The 22,714-nt window shown below is 46.9% G+C and carries 21 protein-coding genes; 2 read left to right on the top strand and 19 right to left on the bottom strand.

Annotation, left to right across the window (positions count from 1 at the left end):
• Positions 1 to 119 precede the first annotated feature (119 nt).
• The 3 genes from nrdI to HMPREF2909_RS07795 all read right to left on the bottom strand — a co-directional run bounded on the left by nrdI (position 120) and on the right by HMPREF2909_RS07795 (position 2,657).
• Entirely contained in the window at positions 120 to 668 is a 549-nt protein-coding gene (gene nrdI, locus HMPREF2909_RS07805) for a class Ib ribonucleoside-diphosphate reductase assembly flavoprotein NrdI (RefSeq protein ID WP_021618691.1), read from the bottom strand.
• A gap of 649 nt (positions 669 to 1,317) precedes the next feature.
• Positions 1,318 to 1,611: a co-chaperone GroES gene (groES, locus tag HMPREF2909_RS07800; protein ID WP_021618693.1), complete on the bottom strand. Its 294-nt coding sequence runs from the start codon at positions 1,609 to 1,611 to the stop codon at positions 1,318 to 1,320.
• A 95-nt stretch (positions 1,612 to 1,706) separates the two neighbouring features.
• Positions 1,707 to 2,657 (bottom strand): hypothetical protein, encoded by a 951-nt coding sequence (locus HMPREF2909_RS07795; protein WP_071415837.1) that lies wholly within the window; start codon positions 2,655 to 2,657, stop codon positions 1,707 to 1,709.
• 129 nt (positions 2,658 to 2,786) lie between these two features.
• Here HMPREF2909_RS07795 and HMPREF2909_RS07790 point away from each other — a divergent pair, with 129 nt between their 5' ends.
• Both HMPREF2909_RS07790 and HMPREF2909_RS07785 read left to right on the top strand, forming a co-directional pair.
• Positions 2,787 to 2,981 (top strand): FmdB family zinc ribbon protein, encoded by a 195-nt coding sequence (locus HMPREF2909_RS07790; protein WP_021618695.1) that lies wholly within the window; start codon positions 2,787 to 2,789, stop codon positions 2,979 to 2,981.
• Between the two features lie 160 nt (positions 2,982 to 3,141).
• Positions 3,142 to 3,873: an SAF domain-containing protein gene (locus HMPREF2909_RS07785; protein WP_071415836.1), complete on the top strand. Its 732-nt coding sequence runs from the start codon at positions 3,142 to 3,144 to the stop codon at positions 3,871 to 3,873.
• A 13-nt stretch (positions 3,874 to 3,886) separates the two neighbouring features.
• On the opposite strand, the gene HMPREF2909_RS07780 is transcribed toward HMPREF2909_RS07785, so the two are convergent.
• From HMPREF2909_RS07780 to HMPREF2909_RS09405, 16 genes are all read right to left on the bottom strand, one after another.
• On the bottom strand, positions 3,887 to 4,078 hold the full coding sequence (locus tag HMPREF2909_RS07780) for a hypothetical protein (RefSeq protein WP_071415835.1): 192 nt from the start codon (positions 4,076 to 4,078) through the stop codon (positions 3,887 to 3,889).
• Positions 4,075 to 7,701 carry a helicase gene (locus tag HMPREF2909_RS07775; protein ID WP_071415834.1) on the bottom strand — a complete coding sequence of 1,209 codons (3,627 nt, stop codon included), beginning with the start codon at positions 7,699 to 7,701 and terminating at the stop codon, positions 4,075 to 4,077. Before HMPREF2909_RS07775 ends, HMPREF2909_RS07780 begins: the two co-directional genes overlap by 4 nt.
• Positions 7,701 to 8,609 (bottom strand): FHA domain-containing protein, encoded by a 909-nt coding sequence (locus HMPREF2909_RS07770; protein ID WP_071415833.1) that lies wholly within the window; start codon positions 8,607 to 8,609, stop codon positions 7,701 to 7,703. Before HMPREF2909_RS07770 ends, HMPREF2909_RS07775 begins: the two co-directional genes overlap by 1 nt.
• 171 nt (positions 8,610 to 8,780) lie before the next feature.
• Complete coding sequence (gene rplL, locus HMPREF2909_RS07765; protein ID WP_071415832.1) at positions 8,781 to 9,164, bottom strand: 50S ribosomal protein L7/L12; 384 nt, start codon at positions 9,162 to 9,164, stop codon at positions 8,781 to 8,783.
• A 91-nt stretch (positions 9,165 to 9,255) separates the two neighbouring features.
• On the bottom strand, positions 9,256 to 9,777 hold the full coding sequence (gene rplJ, locus HMPREF2909_RS07760; protein ID WP_022857306.1) for a 50S ribosomal protein L10: 522 nt from the start codon (positions 9,775 to 9,777) through the stop codon (positions 9,256 to 9,258).
• Between the two features lie 234 nt (positions 9,778 to 10,011).
• Entirely contained in the window at positions 10,012 to 10,701 is a 690-nt protein-coding gene (gene mtnN / locus HMPREF2909_RS07755; protein ID WP_022857307.1) for a 5'-methylthioadenosine/S-adenosylhomocysteine nucleosidase, read from the bottom strand.
• Positions 10,702 to 11,224: 523 nt separating this feature from the next.
• A complete protein-coding gene (locus tag HMPREF2909_RS07750; RefSeq protein WP_084797317.1) occupies positions 11,225 to 12,454 on the bottom strand; it encodes a 3-deoxy-7-phosphoheptulonate synthase in 1,230 nt (409 codons plus the stop codon).
• Between the two features lie 4 nt (positions 12,455 to 12,458).
• Complete coding sequence (locus tag HMPREF2909_RS07745) at positions 12,459 to 13,592, bottom strand: 3-deoxy-7-phosphoheptulonate synthase (RefSeq protein ID WP_071415831.1); 1,134 nt, start codon at positions 13,590 to 13,592, stop codon at positions 12,459 to 12,461.
• 340 nt (positions 13,593 to 13,932) lie between these two features.
• Positions 13,933 to 15,327, bottom strand: a complete 1,395-nt coding sequence (locus tag HMPREF2909_RS07740; RefSeq protein WP_071415830.1) for a C1 family peptidase — start codon at positions 15,325 to 15,327, stop codon at positions 13,933 to 13,935.
• Positions 15,328 to 15,441: 114 nt separating this feature from the next.
• A complete protein-coding gene (locus HMPREF2909_RS07735) occupies positions 15,442 to 16,803 on the bottom strand; it encodes a coiled-coil domain-containing protein (protein ID WP_071415829.1) in 1,362 nt (453 codons plus the stop codon).
• Positions 16,804 to 16,918: 115 nt separating this feature from the next.
• Entirely contained in the window at positions 16,919 to 17,551 is a 633-nt protein-coding gene (locus tag HMPREF2909_RS07730; protein ID WP_071415828.1) for a pyroglutamyl-peptidase I, read from the bottom strand.
• Between the two features lie 17 nt (positions 17,552 to 17,568).
• Positions 17,569 to 18,459, bottom strand: a complete 891-nt coding sequence (locus HMPREF2909_RS07725) for a purine nucleoside phosphorylase YfiH/LACC1 family protein (protein ID WP_168165278.1) — start codon at positions 18,457 to 18,459, stop codon at positions 17,569 to 17,571.
• A 35-nt stretch (positions 18,460 to 18,494) separates the two neighbouring features.
• Positions 18,495 to 19,367: an aldo/keto reductase gene (locus HMPREF2909_RS07720; RefSeq protein ID WP_071415826.1), complete on the bottom strand. Its 873-nt coding sequence runs from the start codon at positions 19,365 to 19,367 to the stop codon at positions 18,495 to 18,497.
• Between the two features lie 100 nt (positions 19,368 to 19,467).
• Complete coding sequence (locus HMPREF2909_RS07715; RefSeq protein WP_071415825.1) at positions 19,468 to 22,044, bottom strand: polyribonucleotide nucleotidyltransferase; 2,577 nt, start codon at positions 22,042 to 22,044, stop codon at positions 19,468 to 19,470.
• A gap of 138 nt (positions 22,045 to 22,182) precedes the next feature.
• Positions 22,183 to 22,452, bottom strand: coding sequence for a 30S ribosomal protein S15 (gene rpsO, locus HMPREF2909_RS07710; protein ID WP_022857315.1), 270 nt, complete (start codon positions 22,450 to 22,452; stop codon positions 22,183 to 22,185).
• A 55-nt stretch (positions 22,453 to 22,507) separates the two neighbouring features.
• On the bottom strand, positions 22,508 to 22,714 hold a 207-nt coding region (locus HMPREF2909_RS09405; RefSeq protein ID WP_210387896.1), incomplete at its 5' end, for a hypothetical protein.

Here is a 22,714-nt window from a genome sequence, read left to right as displayed (position 1 = left end):
AACCCGTTAAATAAACTGTTTCTATGCTACTCGTAAGTCTTACTTCACTCACCCATTTTCGCGTTATGCGAGTGCGATGTGAGTTTATTCACGTGCGTTATAAGGCTTTACAAGGCGTGTTACTTTTCCTGATGAGTCTTAAAGAAATCGACCACACCGCGCGTAACTTTTTCGCGATCTGTTTGCGTGCCCATAAGCTCAAAATAGTACATAAATGGCACTTTACATTTCGCGGCAACCATATCTCCCGCCATACAGAAGGCTTCACCGAAATTTGTATTACCGCTTGCAATAACGCCGCGAATTCCTGCTCGATTAGCTGCGCCATTCAGGAATTTTTTTACCTGAACAGGAACAGCTTTCTTTACTGCCCCACCGCCGTAAGTTGGAACTACCAAAATATATGGCTCGTCCACGTTAAGAGCTGGGTCTTTAGGACGCATTGGTATGCGATAAACATTAATACCCTGTTCTTCCAGCTTGCAGCTGTGAATAAAACGGGATGTATTTTCTGATGCTGACGAGAAATATACGACTGCACCGATAGCATCACCCTGTGCAGGAAGTTCTGGCGCACTGAGCTCGCGTTCTTGCGCTTGTGGTGTTTCTTGCGTTGGTTCTTGTGTTGCAGTCTGTTCGGCTACATGGTCGCTTCTACGGTCTCCCATGAATTGCACGCCTCCTTCTTAACAGCTATGAACTACTATATACAGTGGTCTCAATTTTTCAAGTATCTATATATAGTGATTGCAACACGCTTGGTTTTGAGCCGATGTATCGGTGAGTCGCGCGTTTTGCTCAAGGATTAAACAGTTTCTTCGGTTTTTAGAGGGTGTGAAGGTTGTGAGTGTGGAACGCTAACAATGCTCGCTCCCATCGTTGAGAGTGTTTTCAGTTTTCGTGCTGTGCGTGAATCGTGGACTGCTAGAGTGGAGCATGTTTCATGCTGCATTTTACCCCTGTTAACATGATTAGAACACTCGTGAATCATGGAACGCTCTACCAAGTCGCGCTTCACGAACCACCTCAGAACTCCTACACACCGCAATAATAACCAAATAAGACAAACCCCACGAAAACCCCCCAAGAGCCATTAAAAAGTTTCGCAGGCGGTTCATAATGCTCAACGTCAGGTTCAAGCTCGCATAGGATAACCAAAGACCGCAACGTCACAATCTGGACAATACGCCAAACAGAACAGCCTTTGGATCCAATCCAACGACAAGCAGACCTGCTTTTAACACCTAATTTTTAACAATAAAAAACTCCGCCCACCACGCCATAGCGGCACAGCAAGCGGAGAATAAAGAAGAAAACTTAGTTCAAGATTGCGAGAACATCGCGAGAACCAAGAATAAGGTAGTCCTCACCAGCATAAGACACTTCAGTGCCGCCATACTTCGAGTAGAGAACCTTATCTCCTACCTTCACGTCCATTGGAATGCGCTCACCAGCATCATTACGACGACCTGGTCCAACAGCAAGAACTTCACCCTGCTGTGGCTTTTCCTTAGCGCTATCTGGGATTACCAAGCCAGACGCAGTCGTTGTCTCAGCTGCAGCCTGCTTAATAATAATCTTGTCCTCCAAAGGTGTGAGTGCAAATGCCATTGCTGCTCCTTTCTTTGCGTTTTTAACCTTTATTCATAAATTTATCACTATTTTGCAAAAACTTGCTAATAAGTGGCGCAAGTTTTTGATAAATTTTACTGACGGCGCATTTCAAGAATGGAATTTACATCTACCTGTTCTTTATCAGCACGATTAGCAGCGTCATCACTGGATGGGATATGCACGGTATGCGTTGGCGGAACAGCCTGTGCTACTTGACGTGCAGAAACAATTTCTCGGCTCAAAACCTCATAAGAGTCATCCTCATGTGTCATCTGATCGTTGTGTGTTTGCGGAACGAATATATCTGGCTCGTCATTATTATCGCGATTAGAATGCGCAGAATGCTCAATATCCACCGAGTTAAACTCGATAGTTTTTACTGTATCTACGGTAAAGAACGGTTCGTTATTATCTTTATCTTTCTGAACACTCTGCACGCCTGCTTTCTCTGTTGCACGTTCAGCATTACTCTGAGCGTTATGCGCATGAACATCCGTTAAATCAAAACGAGTAATACCGTTAGGCTTGTGAAACGAGGATGCCACACGGTACTGTTTAAGCTCTTCCTCCCATAAGCGCGCTCGCCTAGCGTGAGTAATACCAAAGCCAAGAACTGTCAGCAATAATGCTGCTGGAAAAGCGCTCCACCAGTAACTAAAATTCCATAAATAAGCGCACACTGGCACAGCAATAGTGGCTACTAGCAGAACCATAGTGAGGATTCGACGATGTCGTATTCCCGAACGCCGTAAAGCGCGCATACGATTGACTCTATGCGCAGTAAAGCGCAAGACATTAGCTTCTTGCTTAGCAGCATCGAAACGTTCTTTTTGTAATACGCGCAACTCGTCGCGCACAGCAGCTGCATCATCATCAATCACATGCAGTGAGGAAGAATATTTATCTTCAAAGTGCCTACTCGCGTTACGTTGACTCCTCATCGTGCTTAAGGGAACAATGCCTATAAGAACTACAAGAGCCAGTACTATAAGTACAATACCGCTGAGAGACTGAGTAACCATAACTTCTACAATAAATGACATGGGTGTCATTAGGTGGTAATTTTGCAAAATTTCTGCGTGTTGAGACGGTTTTTTTAACAGTACTGAGCATGTGTAGCGATGTCTGCCATGAGCTTAAGATAGTTGGGGTTAGGTTTTTTAGGAGGAACAGTGCCTACATATCATTACCGTTGCAAGAACTGCTCATATGATTTCACACGCATGCAGTCATTCTCGGACGATCCTATTACGTTGTGTCCGCAGTGTGGTCAGGAACAGGTTCATAAAGTGTATTCTGTAGCTGGCGTTACCTTCAAGGGCTCAGGTTTTTATCATACAGATAGCGGTTCAGGAGCTTCTGCTTAGGGACTGCAGGCTTTCCGCACGTCGGCATTATCCGAGCTGTTTTGCGTTTCATATAGAACTATAAAACGTATGACTGTGTGGATAAGTCGGCGTGTTTTCACATTGGTTCACATTGTTCTTATAATTTTTTTCTTACGGATTTACTCGCTTAGATAGATATATGAGTAAATTCACACATTCTACGAATAGAAGCCATCGCCAGTCCTCCCCTGCTGCACAACGTCGCGATGCTCTGCCTGCTTCAGCGAACGCTCGACCACGCACAATAAATGTGTGGTTTTACCAGCATTTTCTTTCTAGCGCGCATAAGCGTTTACATGCACATCGGTGTTTTCTTGCAGGAATATGCATAGCTCTTGGCTGCGCTTTTATTCTTATATCTTCTTTTATTGTTCCACCGAAGAGCGCTCATCATGTTGTTATGATGGCTCGTTCCATTCCCCGCGGCACAGTTATTCAAGCACGAGATGTGCGGATGGCTGATGTGCCGTCTAGTTTGGATATAACGACTCTGGTAGTGTCTGCCAATGATGTGGTAGGAAAAATGAGTCCCGTGCGTTTAAGCAAGGGGTTACTTATTCCTAAAACGGTTCTCCACGATGTTCCGGTTGTTCCGAAAGGATATACATCGCTCGATATTAGCTTGGCAAGTTCTTTCACATCAATGCATGTGGGTGAACGTATTTCGTTATTATCAGCACAGGCTACGTTATCGAGTTCTGCATTAGTGCTTCATATTCCTTCCCATGCGCAGTCTCATGCACTGTGGGAGATTAATGAGGAGCGCAATACTGCTATAACCGTTGCCCTGCCTGCTCAAGATGCTCTGCGCATCGTAGAGGCACAATCAACATCGCCCATTATTGCGGTACCTCATGAAGGTACGTCATAATGGGCGAATGAAGCTAATGCTTGGAGTTAAAGACCGCGAAATGTGGTGGTAACTCGCCGAGTATGCGCTGATCGTCTTGCACATTTTTTTGCTGATCGGTGAGCACATCAGAAGGTTCGAGCTTTACTCCGTCGGCATCAAACCATTCAGTTCCTTTGCGTTCTACCCGCCGTGGTGGACGAGTTGTTTTGCCTAGTGGTTTCACTGTGCATCTCCTAAACGAGCCAAGTAAGCCACAATACGGTCAACTTCTTTTTCGGGGTTCACGAAGGCTGCAACCGACCACACATACATCACAGACCAGCCGAGGATTTCTAGGTCTTCTACAGCGAAACGGTGACGTTGACGTGTAGACGGAATACTCATAAACTGTTTATCGTCTGTGCACACAGCCAATACGTATGGCTGGTTAGGCAGACCTACAGCCAAAGGTATGCGCTGACCAGTATCGAATCCATAATTCACTGCCACGTTCAAACCACGAGAACGCATGCGGTCTGCGAGATCGTTGAGAAGAATATCGTCTTCATGGAAGTGCTCGGTTGGGTGCAGAGTTGATTCTTCAAGGTTTTGTGCCCACGACAGCAACTGCTTAAGCAACTGTGGCCCTCGTTGATGCAAACGCTCATCTTCCATCTCATAGGCATAGAAGGAGGTTACAATATCGAGCTTGGCATGTCCCAAAGCCAGAGCATCAAGAATCATGCCTTCACCTGCAGGATTTTCTACCACACCAAACTGTTGAATAAGTCGACCTTGCGTTGTTTTAGCGAAACCAGTCGTTAAAATAACATCCGTGGAATCCATACCCGCCACATCGTTAATGGTTACAACAGCCACGTGGTGTAAGAATCTTCGCAAGCTTGTAGTCTTGCCAGCAAGCAATTTGAGTTCTGCGCCCACACGTTGACGATGCGTATCGTTAAAGCATACAACAGTCAACTTGTATCCGCTTGGTACACGGGTGAAGGATTGACTACGTTCTTCAATAATGCCCACTACACGGTCAATTTCTTGACGGCTGGTTTCCACCATGCCGTGTCCAGCATTAGGTACGCCATTTCCTGGAACATGCGAGAAAGTAACTGTGCTGCGAATCTTATCTGGAGCAACGCCTAGGGGAAGATTGCCGTATCCTGCATCAATCAGGAAAGCAGATAATCGAGCATCGCGCTTATCTAAGCGAGCGGTGGCATTGATGCGTGGAAGAATCTGAGTCAGTGTTTTAATCGATGCAGAGGATACAGTTTCCTCATGTGCCAGCACAATAACAGTATCTACACGAGACAGAATGCTGAATAATTCCAATGGTTGGATGTGTGCACATGCATCAATCACAGCAATATCGGCAATCTTCTCCCCTGTTGGAGTTTCAGATGCCACAGCAACAGGCATACCCACCACAATTGGCTTAGCTGCAGTAACAATGCTAGGATGCATCTTCACAATTGAACTGTAGCGCATAGAAGGTTGCAAGGTTAAGGCTGCATGTGCTGCGTTAGATTCCTGAGAATGCGCATACACAATCTCAGATAAACGCTTCATAAGGCTTTCTTGAACCAAAGCACCGATAGAACGCACATGTTCAGTATCAACTTGGTTGAATCGCTCTGTTGCGGAAGACAGCACAGAACCGTCTTGATTAGCAATAATTGGAGAGGACTGCACAATGCTTTCGAACACTGTTGTCCACCATGCCAAAGTAAGTTCATCAGGAGCAGCTTCAGGTGATACCTTGCGAGCGCGCAAATCAGCAATAAGCTCATCTAAACCGGCGTTGCTAAATTCTACTTCTAAGCAGGCACGCTCAGGCAAATCCTCTAACGCTTTGCGATCATTGTAGAGAAGACGTAAGTTCTTTTCGAGATCTTCAAAGCTTGAATTATCGAGGTCTCCTCCTACTGGAGTGCGGTCAAGAACGTGAGATAAGGCGGTAATATCGCGTTCAAGATTTTCTTGAATCTCAATAATATCGTCTAATCGAGGAGGTAATACTGGCCATCCACCTCGTGGCACGAATTCACGCCAGAGTTCGCTTTGACGGCGAACCACAATAAGAGCGTCACGCAAATTATCTGGTTGAGCACCAGCGCGCAAAAGACTTTTAGCTTCTTTTGTTAGTCGGCGACGTTCCCAGTATCCCATGGTGCTATTGCTTTCTCGACGCTCTGCTTTCGACGCAGTTGCTTCAATCATCGAGTCAATATCACGCTCAAAAATTGCTGGTTGGAAAATATCTAAGACTTTACGCAGGTTACGCAATACATGAACTTGCTTATTCCATTCATGAGGCGTGTTTGGAACTGGGAATCCGCAGGTTTGTGCAGTAATAGATATATGCTTAGCAATTGTTGGAAGAGTATCGTCGAGCAAACGCTCCACGCGCTGATAAGCTGTTATTGCTTCATCTCGCGTATACAGTGACGCTTTGAACCATGGAGTGTCTGGAGCATCAATAGTATATTCACCAATTTCGCCAGCGCGAACGAGTTTACGTCCCCATTCTTCTTCGTGCCCCACGATTGCTCGTGCAGTATCTACACTAAAACGCACATGAGTGGATGGATGCGTTGGCAAAGCAGAAATACGTGCAAGATTTTCGATAGTTTCGTATGCACTCACATTCCACTGGTCATTTTTACCGTGCAAATCGCTCAAATACTTTGTTAAGCGTCCACGTACGCCCACGAGTTCATCAGCAAGCTGATTGAAACGGCTGTGAGCAGTTCCTGGTTGGAAGCTAACTGCAGAAATTAGCTGCTTATCTATAGCAGCACCCGCACTTGGATCTGCTAAATCAAGAACAAAGCTATCGATATGATGAGAACGCATGGTTAATAAGAAGTTGCGTTTTTGTTCCGCGCTTCCTGGAGCATATAGCACAGTTTTTCCAGCCATAGCTGCATGAGAAGTAATAGCTGCCGCATAAGGTACGCTATCGTATGCCACAGGCAGGTTCATAAAAACGCTTGTTCCGCTCGTAACCACACGCGCAGCATAGCGGGTAACATTATCCACATCGCCCACTTCATTTTCTTCATGCGGATCACAATCAAAAGGACGATATTCTGGTAATTCACGCTCCTGAAGACGACGTCCTGCTTCTTCTGGCTGAGCAAAAACGTCTACGAGGTCGTTTCCAGTGCCACCGTTTTCCATGCGTGAAATAATATGATCTGCATCGGCAAGCATAAGCGTTGATGAGCGGATAAAGCATCCAATAACCATGGAGCGGTTCACCGTGAATTTTTGAATATGCGTGCCAACAGCTTGTTTAATATTCTTAAAAACAATATCGCTGTCTACGCTTACTCCGTCACCTTCAGCATGAGCGAGAACATCGTCTGCTGTAATAGCAATACCTAAGGTGCGTAGCTGATTGATTAGTGACTCATTAACGCTTGCGGAACCAGTAATACGAATACGGCAATGCGATAAGTCTGCTCCATCGCTCTCTTCGATACGTATTGGATACAGCAAAATAGGCAAATTCTTACCTGGCCATACTGCAGCTCCTACGCTCAATGACAGATGCGCGGAACCTTCGTTATGCTCTTTATTCGCTTTATCATCTAACACGCGGTTGAGTTTACGCAAAGTTGCTTTAAGTAAGCCCTCGTCGCGATAGAGAGAGTCGAGGTGCGTTTGACCGTTAGAGAATAGTTGCGCTATGCCTGATGGGTGAGCATGATCGAGTTCTAAGCGTGCAGCTAATCGATTCATATCTTCGATTGGCGCGCTACCATGTGTGGCACGGTAGTCTTGATACCATGCTTTTACCGTGTCGAGAGACTCGCTGCTTGCTGTGATGCGTGCATCTTCAGTCATTACTTGCTGCTCGCTTTCCACGTTTGATACCCTTCATTGGATTCTAATGCTTTATTAACACTGTCATTATTTTGAGCTTCTAACCATGCATACATATCGTCATACAAGAACGGATTTAATCCTAAGAATGGTAGGAGTTCAGGAATTTGGGCAATATCGAATTGCACGTTAAAGTCTTGCGTGCTTTTCGCTTCAACACTTGTATGACCCCGAACTTCAACGATAGTGTCAGTATGCTCGAAATCACCGCGTGAAAGGCGGTCGAATACAGAACCTGCTTCGTATACAGGAACATAGCCAGAATCTTCATTGACCACAACCTGTGGTGTAGCTGCAGAATCAACGTGTGGCTCTTCTGCCTCTTCATCTTGAACAGCAGCTGGTTGCATGGCAAACATATGGGTTGGCTCGCCGGCACGCAAATCTAAAATATCATCCACACTCATAGATGGAGCAGGCGCATCATCGCTGACCGGAGACTTAAAATCAAACAGATTTTGTACTGCAGGAGCAGGACCTTCAGGCGCCGACTGCTGCAGTGTTTGGTTGACTGCTATCTCGAAAGATACATCGCCAAACTGTCCGCTTATCTGTTCGCTGGATATAGTATAAGGATTTTCTGCTGGCACGCGCAGTAAAGCATCGTGAGCGTTACGAATATAAGTGCCGTTCGTAGAATTTAGATCACTTAATTCTGCTTGACCGTTATCTTCTACTGCCAATAATGCATGATTTTTAGACATTGATTTGGTTAGATCAGGCACATCAAAGCGAGTAGCATTGTCAGGTACTTCAACGGGGCGCATTGGTTTACGACCAATATATACGCGTGCTGGAGCTGTTACTGTTATGCTCTGATCGTTTACAGTAATCTTCCACGTTGTGGAGGTCTTCGCAGAATCAGTCACGGTCCCATCCTTTACTAGATTCACCCTTATAGGGCATACTCTTTCTTATTGTACGTTCAAGAGTGTGCAAGTAACAGTTATCGTGTTGAAAAATCACAAGCTATTAAAAAAGTCCTGCCGCAGAAACCTGCAGCAGGACTAATGTAAACCTGTTTAAATGTGAGGAAGAAACTACTTGAGTTCTACAGATGCGCCAGCAGCTTCGAGCTCTGCCTTTGCCTTTTCTGCATCTTCCTTGCTTGCGCCTTCGAGAACTGGCTTTGGAGCGCCGTCTACGAGAGCCTTAGCTTCAGCGAGACCGAGGCTGGTCAAAGCACGAACAGCCTTGATAACGCCGATCTTCTTGTCGCCTACTGCGGTGAGGATTACGTCGAACTCATCCTTCTCTTCTTCAGCAGCAGCTGCACCAGCAGCTGGAGCAGCAGCAACAGCAGCTACTGGAGCTGCAGCTTCTACATCGAACTCTTCTTCGAACTTCTTTACGAAGTCAGAGAGCTCTACGAGTGTCATTTCCTTGAAAGCTTCAATGAGCTCATCTGCGGAGAGCTTTGCCATAATGGCTTCCTTTCGTTGTGGCACCGTTTAACTATTGTTCAAGTGCCGAAATCTTATATCTTATGCAGTTACTGTTAGCAAGCTAATGTAACTATGCAGCCTTTTCCTGCTTTTCGCGCAATGCATCGAAGGTGCGAACTGCCTTGGTTGGCAGTGCAGCGAATGCAAATGCTGCCTTGGCCATGGTGCCCTTGAGAGCGCCTGCTGCCTTGGCAAGGAGAACGTCGCGTGGCTCGAGGTCTGCAAGCTGGTTTACGCCAGCAGCGTCGTATACGGAACCATCTGCGAAGCCACCCTTAATAATGAGCTGCTTATTTTGTGCGGTGAAGTCACGCAGAACCTTAGCGGCTGCTACGTAATCGCCCTTCACGAAGGTGATAGCTGTTGGACCAGCGAACAAGTCGTCGAGACCCTCAATACCAGCTTCCTTAGCTGCGATGCGTGCAAGCGTATTCTTCGCCACATTGTAGGTTGTATCGGTGCCAAGCTTTTCACGCAGATCGGAGATCTGTGGAACGCTAAGGCCACGATACTCGGTGAGGAGCACTGCGTCAGCTTCACGGAACTTGTCAGTGAGCTGTGCAATTGCCTCTGCCTTTTCTGGCCTTCTCATTGGCATTCCTTCCTATTGAACCGCCTCATTGGAGTTCCAGCATTAGAGCAATAAAAAAGCCCTGCACGCAAGCAGAGCAAACATAACAGGCATATACATACCTTTGAACTCAACCTGCGATGGCGCGAACGCTTTACTGGGTTTCCCCAACCAACGGTCTGTGGTTTACAGATGTAGATACTACACAGGGGTGTAGATTTTGTCTACACCCCATCATTCTCCGTGTGTCGCGCACTATGCGAGGCTGCAAATAATCTCCATAACAATCCGAGCTGCATTATCGGCGTATTCACTCACGTCGAATTCACGGAAGGTTTCGTATTCAGTATCGGCATTGTCACTCAAAGCTCGAATCACCAAAGAAGGCACCTCATTACGCGCTGCCACATGAGCGATAGCCGCACCCTCCATCTCTACCGCGTCTGCTCCCGTCGCAGCTTTCACCTTGGCAGCAGCATCACCTTCAATAAATAAATTGCCGGTGGCAATCGTTCCTGCAATATGCTCAATCCCAAGCTTGTTTAATACCTCATCTGCAACGGCGAGGAGTTTTTCGTCACTGTGATACTCATTCGTAAAAGGTGGTGCTTGTGAAATCATACGCATATCGGTGTCGAGATAAACCAAAGTCTTACCTAAAACAACATCGTTAATATGCAAATGATTCGTTAAATTCCCAGCAATTCCGGAGAAAAGTAAAGCTTCTGGCGCATACACATCAATGAGATGCTGAGCCGTGGCAGCAGCATTCACCGTTCCCATACCCGCTACGGTAGCGACCACACGCACATCTGTGCCAGGCAGACGACCATCAAAAATAGTTACACCTGCACTTTTGTGCTCGTATACTTCATCTAAAGACTTGGCAAGCAAATCTACTTCCACGTCCATTGCTCCAATAACAGCAAGCGTTCGCTGTGCCATACTATGTCCTTCCATTGTTTATTTGCTTGTAGCACACACTAGCACATGCATATGTTTCTTTCGAGTTCTCAGGACGCCTCTACCCTAAATTAGCCACTCAAACCTCGCTAATACGGCTCTTCGGATTTAGCGGGGTTTAGAGGAGAGTGTTGCCCAGCAGGTTCCAGTTGATTCCTCAGGATGTCAGGTGTTAAGACATCGCTGCAGTGTGAATGTGTTTATTTTTATCGGTGAAGTCGATACGCGCAACCGATATGCCAGTTTTGAAGCCATTTTTTGCGCATCAAAACTGGCACAACAGGTGTATTAATCGGTTAAGCAGAATACGTGAGAGCAAGAACTCTTCGAATTGAACGCAATTTAAAGCCTGATTGCGCAGAACAGCTACAAGCCACGCTTAAACTCAAGCCTCGCTAAAACTTGCGATTCCCCTTAATCAAGCCTCGTCCTTAATCAAGATTACGAGCCTCACCCCATTCGAGATTACGAAAGTACTTCACTCTAGAAGTACTTCACCCCCGAATCACAAACCTCTCCGACTACGCACCGCCTGCGCCAACTCATGAAGTAGCACATTCGTGTCATCCCATGAAATACAGCGATCAGTTACGGACTTACCGTATTCTAATTGTTCGAGTGGAGCCGCTTTCTGGTTGCCTGCTTGAATAAAGCTTTCCATCATAATTCCAGAAATCCCCTGCTCACCGACAGCTAAACGTTGCGCAATATTGCGCACTACCCGAGCTTGTTGCACTTCATCTTTGCCGGAGTTGCCATGAGAAGCATCAATAATCAAACCATGCGTTCCAACGCTGTTCTCATCTAAAACAGCGCGAGCATCTACAAGCGCTTTTCGAACTGAATCAGCATCATAATTTGACCCTGAACTCGACCCACGTAATACCACGTGGCAATCAGGATTACCTAAAGTTTCTACTGCCGCAGCTCTTCCTTGGTGGTCAATACCAAAGAAGGTATGCTGTTGCGCAGCGGTATAAACGCTATCTACAGCAGCTTGCACAGAACCGTCAGTCGCATTCTTAAAGCCCACCGGCATAGATAATCCGGAAGCCAACTGACGATGCACCTGACTTTCCGTGTTCCGCGCACCAATAGCACCCCACGTCACAGCATCAGCAATATATTGCGGAGAAGTCGGCTCTAAAAATTCAGTAGCAGCAGCCACCCCTGCATCCAACACACTTAACAAGGTATGTCGAGCTAAAAGCAAACCTTTATTTATCTGATGCGTGCCATCTAAATCAGGGTCGTTAATCAGACCTTTCCATCCAATCGTTGTGCGCGGTTTCTCAAAATACACGCGCATAACTATGAGTAAATCATCCTCCAGCTCCTCGCGAACCTGCGCTAAACGCTGCGCATAGTCAAGAGCTGCACGCGGATCATGAATAGAGCATGGTCCCACAAGAACAAGCAGACGATCGTCGTCACCAGCAAGAACGCGACGAGTTTCCTCACGAGATTCCACCACTAACTGGCATGCTTGCTCGCTTAACGGCATAGATTGCAAGACTTCAGCAGGCGATGGCAGCACGTCCAGCTCCAATACTCGCCTGTTAATAATCGGCGCTAAACCCACCTCATCTTCCCAACGCGAAATAGAAGCGAGGTTCAGCGGATTACTTTCATGCGATTGATTGAGCTGTTCGTGCAAAAACGCGCGGTTTCGAGCCGCTTCCTGAGCATGGCGTTCTAAAGCTTCAGTGGTTGCTTCTGGCTTACTTTCCGGCATACATTTAGTGTAACGCACGACGCTCACGAATGGCAGCACTTAAGGTGTGCAGTAACTCATTCGTTCGTTCCCACGAAACACAACTATCGGTAATTGATTTTCCATAGACTAACTCGTCTAAACGCCCTGGACTTTGATGTCCTGCTTCAATAAAGCTTTCAATCATAACGCCGGAAATTCCCTGCTCACCGGCGGCAAGGCGTGCAGCAATTTCTTCAACAACTTGTGCTTCTCGCACCTCGTTTTTACCGCAATTTCCGTGAGCGGCATCAATAATCAAACCATGAGAAGCTGCATAAGGCGCATTAGATTCCTGTAAATATTCCAAGGCTTGGGCAACGCTATCGGCATCGTAATTTGGACCATGAATAGAGCCTCGTAAAATCACATGACAATCAGGATTGCCCAAAGTTTCAGCAGAAATAACGGAACCATCCACATTAACAGAAAGGAAGTGATGCTCATTAGCAGCCGCATAGCAGGAATCTGCAGCAACTTTCACATTACCATCGGTGGAGTTCTTAAAACCGACTGGCATAGATAAACCGGAAGCTAACTGACGATGCACCTGGCTTTCCGTATTACGCGCGCCAATAGCACCCCAACTAATAGCATCAGAAATATATTGAGGTGTAATAGGATCGAGGAATTCAGTTGCTGTTGGCAAACCAATATCTACAATATCAACAAGCACTTTGCGGGCAAGCCACATGCCTTTGCGAATATTAAAAGTACCGTTCAAATCAGGGTCATTAATTAAACCCTTCCACCCAATAGTGGTACGTGGCTTTTCAAAATATACGCGCATAACAACGCAAATATCTTCGCGAAGTTCTTCTGCTACTGCTTGCAGACGACGCGCGTAGTCGAGGGCAGCCTTCGTGTCGTGAATAGAGCATGGCCCCACAATCACCAGTAATCGGTCATCTCGACCATGCAAAATATCTCGAATAGCGGTACGAGATTCACGCACACGCTCAACCAGCTCAGGGTTCAAAGGAATTTCGTTAATAAAAGCACGAGGCGCAGGAATAGGGTCAAGCTGACGAATATTGACGTCAACTGTTTCTGGCAACACCGCTTCGCGTCCGAGCTGAACGTTGTTGTCATCCTCGAAAGGACCATGCATATGCATCATTTTTCCTCGTCCCTTTACTCAAATTTATTACTGTTTTACCTTATGACTTAGCTTTTTATTTATCCGCTCAGTTCTGTCGGATTGACAGCACCTGCTAAGCGAACGCCTACTGTACAGTAAGAACTTTTCTGGCGCGCTCTCTCAAGCGCTCTGGGTACTGGTACAGAAGGCAGACAGCGCGGAGAAGAACAAAGGCGATGCAGTCTGCTAATGCACACTGCACCCATCCAGAACGAGCGCCACAAGCCTGCATATGTTAAGCGCGCATGAGATTGCTACTCATCTACACATGCCTGCTCGTAAGCGCTCAATCTTCTCCAGCGCATAAGCAGAAATCTGCTTATGCCAAAGCTCCCATAGGATCCCATGCTGGCAGCATGATTGGTTCCTCTTCCAATGCTGCCTGATACTCAGCTGGCAGCATGGACTTCGGCACAGCTACTTCGTAGACGAACTCATCGAACCAGTCGTCGCTCATTGTGAAGTAGCCCTTGTCTGCAATATCTGTGCCCCAAGAGTTTTCCACACGCCAACGCTTGGTTGTGCCTTCAGCAGCCGCACCAGCTTCAACCGAAGCCTCAGCATCACCAGAAGCATTACCAGAAGTTCCAGCAGCCACATCTACTCCAGCAAAAGCCATAGCGTGATTCATTGCAGAATCAGCAAAACGCACACGTTCTTCTTTATTCAAATCGAAGTCAATGTTGTACACACGACCATATTCAAATAAGTCAGTTGCCCAAGCACCCTCTTTACGGTCCATCATCGGATGGCAATCCGCTCCGAACCATACAGGAATACCCTGTTCTTGCATAATAGTGCGTGCGCACTGCTTCATGAAATCAGTATCCACATTCAGATATGCGGTTGGTGTTCCTCCCACCACATTGCCCAAATGTTCAATACCAATCATCTTGCCCTTAGGATGCTCGCTACGAGGATCGTCAACCAAGCAGACATAATCTTCCAAACCGGCAGTAACATACTTATTCCAGAATTCCACTGGAGTCATAGTACCTTCGTTATGGAAAACACCATCCTTATCGGTGTACTCCCATTCAAAAGATGTTGGAGGAGTTCCCAAATGAATAGTTAAAATGCGGTGTGCCTGTTCCACAGCCTCAGCAGCAATAGTTTCAGCCTGCTCAGGATGCGCATACATATGTGCCACAGCCTGACGCAAAGCCGCGCGCAGCTGCGTATTCATTTCGCCAGTATTCTGGCTAGACGCAGTTTCAGGGAAGAAATCTTTTGGCACAGCACCATACTTGGTGTAAATATTCATAGCCATAGTCCACTGACCGCCATCGCCCATCAAATCATGCAGAAGGAACTGCACTAAGCGCGAATCAGAAGCTTCACCGGCAACAATCAACTGCTTCATATCTTCCATAAAGTAATTCGCGCGCTCAAGCTTATCGAAATACATGGCGTAAGACTGGCTGAATTCGAAGTCATTATCTTTCAAATTCATTTCACGCTTAGCAATAAAACGTGCCACATTGAGCGAACTAAATAACCAGCAACGACCGGAACGCTTCTGACTTGTTGCGCTACCATTGTCTACAACTGTGCTAAAACGGCGCGATAGCAAGCGAGCGCGGTCGAAGTTCTTAGCAGCCTCGTTAATACCTACTGAGGTGACTGCATTCATAGCAATACGGTTAGATTCACGAGCGTCGAAATTCTGGCGCAAAGCTTCGAGAGTGCTGGCACTCAGAGCTTTTTCAGACATAGTGCTCCTTCTTTGAAGAAAATATACTTGTATATATAATTAAACCGTGCAGCATGAACACTGCACGGTTAAACTGTGTGCGCTGTGCTGAGCGCTTAAAGGCGAGTTGCTGTTTTACTCAGCATCGCTTACAGATTCAGAGGATTCAGCCTTGCTTTCGCTCGCATCTGTGCTCTGGGCATCTTCAGATTTATCTTCACTCTGCTCAGCAGCTGGAGCAGCCTCTGTGTTAAACAGGTTTGATCCGAAAGCATTAGCAAAGATTGAACGCAACTCATCGACGCGAGCAGTAATTGATGCTTCACGTTCTTGCAAAGCAGCAATACGAGTATTTAAGCCATCAATTTCTTCTTGAACGGCTTCTCGACGTTCATCAACCAGCTCTTGAGCGCGCGTTTTTGCTTCTTCAATAATCTGCTCAGCCTCCGTCTGTGCCTTCTGACGGCTCGATGTTGCGTATTCATCAGCCTTCTTACGCACATCTTTAGCATCAGCAAGCAACTGAGTAGATTCTTCTTCTACTGTGGCACGACGAGCTGCCAAGTCTGCCAACATATCTGCTACCTTCTTGTTGGCATCTTCCTGGCTGGCTGCAATATCACGACGTACGTTCTCGGCCTCTTGTGCAACCTTTGCCAAGGTTTTTGCACGTTCTACATCAGCAGAATCAGTAATTTGGCGTGCCTGAGCATGTGCTGCATCAGTAATTTCTGATGCTTGACGTTTTGCATCAGACAGTAACTTGGCAACCTGTTCGCGCACATCAGCCAGTTTTTGATTTGCTAAGTCCAAAGCTTTTTGAATTTGATCGTTTGATTCGCTCTTCTTTGCTGCGATTTCATCGTCTGCAGTTTTGCGCTGCTGAGCAATTTCATCTGCTGCTTGAGCGCGTAACTGAGCAAGCTGTGCTTCCTGCTCAGAACGCTGAGCATTCAAGTTCTTATCGTGCTCTTCGCTCTTGGCGCTTAACTCCAGATCGAGGGTACGGCGCTGATCTTCACTTTCACGCTTTGCAGAGGCAACCAACTGTTCGCTTTCACTTTGAGCAGTGGCGCGCAATTTATCTGCTTGCTCGTGTGCTTGAGCAATAGCTTCCGTTGCTTCTTTTTTGGCTTCTGCACGCATATTATCAGCATCCAGCTGAGCGTTATTGAGCAAAGTACCTGCTTCATTATGAGCATTATCGCGGATAGTTTGGGCATCCTGTTTAGCTCGCTCTAACAGTTCGCGGCTTGTTTGCTCTGCTGATGCGAGTAACTGCTGAGCGTTTGCTCCCAAAGCAGTAAAGGAATTTTGCTGCTGACCGCTATTCTTTTCGCGCTCTTCCTGTAGTTGAGCGTCCAACTCTAAAATACGCGCGTCATAAATCTTAATCTGCTCACGCAAACGTGCTGTATTTTCTTGAGCACGCATAAAAGCGTCGTCTACTCGTTCTTTATCGTAGCCGCGCAAAACAATAGGAAAATTATCAGCCATTGGTACTCCACTAGATTCATCTAGAAATTTATCTCACCAATACATGACGCTATCATGCTTAACTGAAAGAATACATAAAATACATCATGTTTTCGCAAAGTAATTACAGCACCCACTATGCAGCGTGTCGATTGTATTCGAGAGTGGTGGTAATTATATCTCGAGCAGCATCCACCATAAGGTCTAACTTCATGCCTTTGGTGTATCCCACTGGCTTATCAACGTGCGGGAAAGACACAAAACCAGCGTAGGCATGCTCATGATGAGTCGTCCAATCTAACAGCTCGTAAAACAGCGAGTTGCACACAAAAGTTCCAGCATCTGAACTAAACGTTACAGGAATATCGTGCTGAGCAAAACACTTACTCACCGCTTTTAGCGGTAAACCCGTCCAATAGGCGGCTGGACCATTATCCACAATGCGCGTATCTTTCGGCTGTGCATTATCAGCATCCGGACGCGATGCGTCAATAATATTCGTTGCGCAACGTTCCAGAGCAATAGTGCGCGCATGAGTTTTTAATCCCGTTGCCAAAACCATTTGAGGTTGCACATCATCAAGAACCCTGTGCAGTGTTGGCCACGCATGAGCAAAACTTAAAGGCAGAAGAACGCTCGTCACCGACACACTCGCATTGTCTACTGTTATTCCTTCGTCAGCTATTGTTTCAGCTACTAAGCGAGATGGATTAACATCCACACCATCATAGGATTCAAAACCACAGATAACTACGCGCAAATTCTCCATGATTATTTTCTCCTGCTCTAGTCCTCACCGTTAAAAATGCCGATACTTGCCAGATGGCGACCCGACACGTTTTTCTTCGCACGTGTAGAACGTCGGTAGGAATGCCATAAAGGATTTTCTAATGTGCACATTACATTGCGCATACTTGCTAAACGTTCTTGCACATCAGGACCTTCACCATCTGAGGCGCACAGCTGTGCTAGCTCCTCATCAGGAGCAAGATATTCAGTTGCTGCAGCAATACGCGGCAAAGAATCCACTAAATTATCTGTTTTAATCCCTGCGCGGTGAAGAGCAAAAAGGGCAGCCTTTTCTAAATCAATACCTGCACCGCCCCACCGCGTGATTGTTGCTGTTCCTGGGAAATGCTTTTCGAACTCCATAGCAATATCGCTGCCAACTTCATAGCATTCTGAGCAAATGCACGGACCTAAAGTGGCACGAATCTCAGCACGATCAGCACCCTTAAATTCCATAGCAGCAACCGTTTGCCCAATAATATCGTTGAGCAAACCCACACGTCCGCAATGAGCACTGGCATGAACATGATTAACTGGATCAACAAAAAGTACTGGTAAACAGTCAGCACCAAAAACGCCCAAGATATCGTCTCTTGTGCTCACTAATCCATCGGCTTCTAACTCGTTAAGCTCAGCATCATCATTTACTTCATCAGCGAGAACTACTTCACCTGAATGAACTTGATGAACAGTGCGAACAGCAGAGCCAATCACCTCATGCAAAGCAGAGCGATTACGTGCCACAGCTTCATTATTATCGCCTTGACGAGCGCTCATATTGGCATAGCCGAAGCTCGCGTCACAGTAACCACCCAAACGAGTTGAATACCATACGCGGTAACCTTCGGCAATGTCAATTGGTATAACAGCAGGAATAACTTCGTTCATATCCAGCATTGTATCTTACATATGTTACTGTGAGCTCAACCGCAGTTAAGCAGATCTAACTCGTCAGCGCTTAATTCCACACTATCGGCTTTCATGGAATCTAAAATAGTTGCGCTACGATGCGTGCCAGGAAGCACAAACATATGATCTCCCATAGCCAGCTCCCATGCCAGCACAATTTGCTGATAGCTCACACCATGCTCAGCAGCAACCTGCTTGAACACATCATACTTGCTCTCATCCTTAGGCTTGCGGAATCCTCCCAATGGACTCCACACCACAAAAGCTAAGCCGAGTTTGCGCGTATATTCTACGGTATCGAGGCTGTCTTTATAAATTGGTGAAAGCTGATTTTGTACAGCTACCAAAGCGTCTCCCAAAATAGAGCGAGCAATATCAATCTGCTCTACGCTAGCGTTAGAAATACCAATAGTTTTAGCCACACCTTGATCATAGAGGGATTTCATACCTTCAATGGACTCGTTGTATGGAACTTTAGGATCTGGACGATGGAAGTAGAGTAAGTCGATAGAGTCTACGCCAAGAGCGTGAGCAGACTGCTTACCGTACGTAATTAATGATTCTGGAGCACCGTTCACATCCCATGTTGGCACACCGTCAGTAAAATTTCGGAAATGACCTGATTTTGTGGCAACGAGCACTTCTTCGCGAGGTCCGTCCCAACTTGCCAGAGCTTCGCGAATAAGCTTTTCGTTATGTTGTTCTTCACCACCAGACATGTAGTATGCCCATGCCGTATCGAGATGACGGCAACCAGCATTTAATGCATCGTGAATAATAGCAATAGCTTCTTCGCGTGAAGGCTTCTTTTCAATCGATAATCCCATGCATCCTAAGCCGATTGCAGTGGTTGTGTATGGTCCAATCTGACGAGTTAGCGCAGACATGTATGCCCCTTTGAAAATGTTGTGCTTGGTCTGTGCACCAGTGTACACCGCAGTACGCATGAGAGGCAGAGCTTAAAGCTCTGCCTCTCATGCACCCATTTTAGTCTTCTACATCAAATGGGTCGAAGTCACGACGCACGCGGCGACGAGGACGCTCATAGCGTTCTGCACGTTCTGCACGATAATCATCGTAAGAATCATCTACTGCATAACGTGGATTGTCACGGCGAGAACGACGCTCATAACGGTCGTCACGGTCATCGCGGGAACGGCGACGTGGACGCTCACGATGGTCATCATAGCGATCATTGTAACGGTCATCGCGGTCGTCACGGGAACGGCGACGTGGACGCTCATCGCGGTCGCGGTCGTCACGGTCGCGACGAGGGCGGGATGGACGATCATAATCATCGCGGTCTCGGCGGGAACGACGCTCACGTGGAGCACGCTCGGAACGTTCTGCAGTATTCTCCTGCTCCTCAAAACCTGGGATAGCCAAAGAAATCTTGCCACGTTCGTCCACAGACTGTACCACTACTTCAACGCTGTCGTTTTCCTTGAGAACGTCGTCTACAGCGTCAATACGCTCGCCGTTAGCAAGGTTACGAATCTGGGAAATATGGAGCAAACCATCAGTACCAGGTAGCAAGTTAACGAAAGCACCGAAGCTTGTAGTCTTCACTACAGTACCGTTAAAGGTTTCGCCTGCTTCTGGAACATGAGGATGAGCAATCTGATCAATAATCTTCTTAGCAGCTTCAGCAGCTTCGCCACCTTCAGAAGCAATATAAACAGTACCGTCATCGTCAATAGTTACTTCTGCGCCAGTATCTTCCTGAATCTGGTTAATCATCTTGCCCTTAGGACCAATGACTTCACCAATCTTATCTACTGGAATAGTGGTGGTAATAATGCGTGGAGCATATGGACTCATCTCTGCAATACCATCAATGCATTCAGTAATCACATCGAGAATGGTTGCGCGAGCTTCCTTAGCCTGCTGCAAAGCGGATGCCAAAACATCTGCTGGAATACCATCAAGCTTTGTATCAAGCTGCAAAGCAGTAATGAACTCAGAGGTACCAGCTACCTTAAAGTCCATATCACCGAAAGCATCTTCTGCACCCAAAATATCTGTTAGAGTCTTAAAGATGTGCTGACCGTCAATATCGCCGGATACCAAGCCCATAGCAATACCGGCAACCGGAGCCTTAATTGGCACGCCGGACGCCATCAAAGACAACGTAGATGCGCATACGGAACCCATAGATGTGGAACCGTTAGAACCAATAGCTTCCGACACCTGACGAATAGCATATGGGAACTCTTCGCGGCTTGGAAGAACTGGAACCAAAGCACGCTCAGCCAGAGCACCGTGACCGATTTCGCGACGCTTTGGAGAACCAACACGACCAGTTTCGCCAGTGGAGTATGGAGGCATCTCGTAGTTATGCATGTATGTCTTGGTGGTTGGACCAGACAAAGCATCTACCTGCTGTTCCATCTTCAGCATGTTGAGCGTAGTTACACCCAAAATCTGGGTTTCACCGCGCTGGAACAAAGCAGAACCGTGTACGCGAGGAATAACGTCTACCTCTGCAGACAGGGTGCGAATATCGCGCAAACCACGACCATCGATACGGTAATCTTCGGTGAGGATGCGACGACGAACAATCTGGCGCTGCAGTTCCTTGAATGCGTTGCCGATCTCCTTGTCTTTCTCTGCCTCATCCATGTCTTGGAATTCAGAAGCGAGAGTATCCTTTACCACCTGCTTAATCTCAGAAATGCGGTCCTGACGTGGCAGCTTTTCTGCGATAGACAAAGCTTCGTTCAAATCTGCGTGAGCAATCTCGTCAATGCGAGCGTAGAGTTCGTCTGTGTACTCTGGGAAGAGCTGGAACTCCTTGGTATCCTTAGCAGCCAGAGCCTTCAACTCGCTCTGAGCTTCGCACAGAACCTTAATGAATGGCTTAGCAGCTTCCAAACCGCCTGCTACAACAGTCTCATCTGGCTTGGTCTGGCCTTCTGTATAAATGAGGTTCCATGCGTTCTTGCCAGCACCTGCTTCAATCATAGCGATAGCAACATCGCCATTTTCAATAACGCGACCAGCAACAACCAGCTCAAATACAGCGCGTTCACGCTCAGACCAGCGTGGGAAAGCAACCCACTGACCATCAATCAAAGCCAAACGCAAACCAGATACTGGACCGCTAAATGGCAAACCAGAGATCATAGTCGATGCAGATGCAGCATTCATGGCAACCATGTCATATGCATCATCTGGGTGGATAGACAAAACGGTTTCCACAACCTGCACTTCGTTACGAAGAGTGTGTGGGAAGAGTGGGCGCAATGGGCGGTCGATAATACGAGCGGCCAAAGTTGCTTCTGTAGATGGACGACCTTCGCGGCGGAAGAAGGAGCCAGGAATCTTACCTGCTGCATACATCTTCTCTTCAACATCTACAGTTAATGGGAAGAAATCATAATTTTCCTTTGGGCTGCTACCAGCGGTGGTGGTAGACAGAATCATGGTTTCTCCGTCAAGATAAGCTGCTACTGCCCCATCAGCTTGCTGGGCGAGACGTCCCGTCTCGAAGCGAATTGTGCGCTTGCCAAATGCGCCGTTATCGATAACGGCTTCTACTGCTTTAATTTCGGGACCCTGCAAGGGTTCCTCCTTATTTATTTCAACTACCTCTTTGCTTCTTTCTTTTGCATTCAGTGGGGAGACCCTCTCCCCGATTGGTACCTACGTCTGTAATGCAAAAAGAGCCCAAGCTTATAGAAGCTTGGGCACAGAAGACTTTTAGTGACGCAAACCGAGGCGTTCAATCAAAGAACGGTAACGGTTAATGTCTACATCGCGCAAATATCCAAGCAGACGACGACGGTCACCAACCATAAGCAAAAGACCACGACCAGAGTGGTGATCATGCTTGTGCTCCTTCATGTGAGCAGTCAAATCGTTGATGCGCTTGGTGAGCAATGCAACCTGAACTTCAGGGGAACCTGTGTCACCCTCGTGAGTTGCATACTCAGCAATAATTGCGTTCTTTTCTTCCTTAGAAAGTGCCATAGCATTCTCCCTTATGTTAGCTGCGCGGTGCCCCATCCCTATGATGAAGCGCTCTTTATCCGCGGGCGAAACACGCCAAGAAATAAGTGTATACGAAGCGCCATACAAAATGAGGGGCGCGGAGTTCTTCATGATGCTTAGGGACATGAGGTATTCGGGGGAGGCGAATCAGGCTTAATGGTTCTTCGGACTTAGTGGGGTTGTGTAGGTTTTTCAACTTTTCTGTTTTTAGCGGTGTTGAGCAGAAGATGTTGCCCAGTAG

The sequence above is a fragment of the Alloscardovia sp. HMSC034E08 genome, assembly GCF_001813415.1.
In the GTDB taxonomy this organism is placed as follows: domain Bacteria; phylum Actinomycetota; class Actinomycetes; order Actinomycetales; family Bifidobacteriaceae; genus Alloscardovia; species Alloscardovia omnicolens.
Note: the sequence above shows the minus strand (reverse complement) of the source record. Positions and strands in the feature narration are given on the sequence as shown.

Bases quoted from the DNA above. Each gene is read 5' to 3' on its own strand.
- nrdI (WP_021618691.1), bottom strand. From the start codon at position 668: ATGGGAGACCGTAGAAGCGACCATGTAGCCGAACAGACTGCAACACAA.
- groES (WP_021618693.1), bottom strand. From the start codon at position 1,611: ATGGCATTTGCACTCACACCTTTGGAGGACAAGATTATTATTAAGCAG.
- HMPREF2909_RS07795 (WP_071415837.1), bottom strand. From the start codon at position 2,657: ATGTCATTTATTGTAGAAGTTATGGTTACTCAGTCTCTCAGCGGTATT.
- HMPREF2909_RS07785 (WP_071415836.1), top strand. From the start codon at position 3,142: ATGAGTAAATTCACACATTCTACGAATAGAAGCCATCGCCAGTCCTCC.
- HMPREF2909_RS07775 (WP_071415834.1), bottom strand. From the start codon at position 7,701: ATGACTGAAGATGCACGCATCACAGCAAGCAGCGAGTCTCTCGACACG.
- rplL (WP_071415832.1), bottom strand. From the start codon at position 9,164: ATGGCAAAGCTCTCCGCAGATGAGCTCATTGAAGCTTTCAAGGAAATG.
- rplJ (WP_022857306.1), bottom strand. From the start codon at position 9,777: ATGAGAAGGCCAGAAAAGGCAGAGGCAATTGCACAGCTCACTGACAAG.
- mtnN (WP_022857307.1), bottom strand. From the start codon at position 10,701: ATGGCACAGCGAACGCTTGCTGTTATTGGAGCAATGGACGTGGAAGTA.
- HMPREF2909_RS07750 (WP_084797317.1), bottom strand. From the start codon at position 12,454: ATGCCGGAAAGTAAGCCAGAAGCAACCACTGAAGCTTTAGAACGCCAT.
- HMPREF2909_RS07745 (WP_071415831.1), bottom strand. From the start codon at position 13,592: ATGATGCATATGCATGGTCCTTTCGAGGATGACAACAACGTTCAGCTC.
- HMPREF2909_RS07740 (WP_071415830.1), bottom strand. From the start codon at position 15,327: ATGTCTGAAAAAGCTCTGAGTGCCAGCACTCTCGAAGCTTTGCGCCAG.
- HMPREF2909_RS07735 (WP_071415829.1), bottom strand. From the start codon at position 16,803: ATGGCTGATAATTTTCCTATTGTTTTGCGCGGCTACGATAAAGAACGA.
- HMPREF2909_RS07730 (WP_071415828.1), bottom strand. From the start codon at position 17,551: ATGGAGAATTTGCGCGTAGTTATCTGTGGTTTTGAATCCTATGATGGT.
- HMPREF2909_RS07725 (WP_168165278.1), bottom strand. From the start codon at position 18,459: ATGAACGAAGTTATTCCTGCTGTTATACCAATTGACATTGCCGAAGGT.
- HMPREF2909_RS07720 (WP_071415826.1), bottom strand. From the start codon at position 19,367: ATGTCTGCGCTAACTCGTCAGATTGGACCATACACAACCACTGCAATC.
- rpsO (WP_022857315.1), bottom strand. From the start codon at position 22,452: ATGGCACTTTCTAAGGAAGAAAAGAACGCAATTATTGCTGAGTATGCA.